This is a genomic window from Achromobacter sp. RW408 (assembly GCF_003184165.1).
GTDB classification, from domain to species: Bacteria; Pseudomonadota; Gammaproteobacteria; order Burkholderiales; family Burkholderiaceae_B; genus Achromobacter; species Achromobacter xylosoxidans.
In genome coordinates this window covers 1-536 of sequence record NZ_QHHO01000044.1, presented here as the reverse complement: position 1 = coordinate 536, position 536 = coordinate 1, and the positions used below count along the sequence as shown (strand labels likewise).

The 536-nt window shown below is 72.4% G+C and carries 1 pseudogene; it reads left to right on the top strand.

Features of this window, described 5'->3' with window-relative positions:
• A pseudogene (locus tag DK459_RS09970) lies at nucleotides 1-536 on the top strand (Zn-dependent hydrolase); the annotation flags it as partial.

The following is a 536-nucleotide window of genomic DNA, read 5'->3' as shown; positions in this document are numbered from 1 at the left end:
GACTTCCTGTCGGAAGAACCCAGCGACTACGGCATCTCCTGCGTCGGCAGCCGCGCCCTGAGCGGCCAGCTCAGCGCCGACATGCTGGCCGCGCGCAACGCCGACGGCGAGACGCTGGCGCAAGGCATCGCCCGCATCGGCGGCGACCCCAACGCGCTGGCCGCGCCCCTGCGCGGCCCGGACGGCACCGCCGCCTTCGTCGAACTGCACATCGAGCAAGGCCCGGTGCTGGAAAGCCGCCAGTTGCCGATCGGCGTGGTCACCAACATCGTCGGCATCCGCCGCGTGCTGATCACGGTCGAAGGCCAGCCCGATCACGCCGGCACCACGCCCATGGACATCCGCCGCGACGCCCTGGTGGGCGCGGCCCGCATCATCGACGCCGCCAGCCGCCAGGCCAGCGCCGCCAGCGGCAAGCCGCATTACGTGGTCGCCACCGTCGGCAAGCTCGCCATGACGCCCAACGCGGCCAACGCCGTGCCCGGCCGCGTCGAGCTGACGCTGGAAATGCGCAGCGACAGCAACGCCGTGCTGGA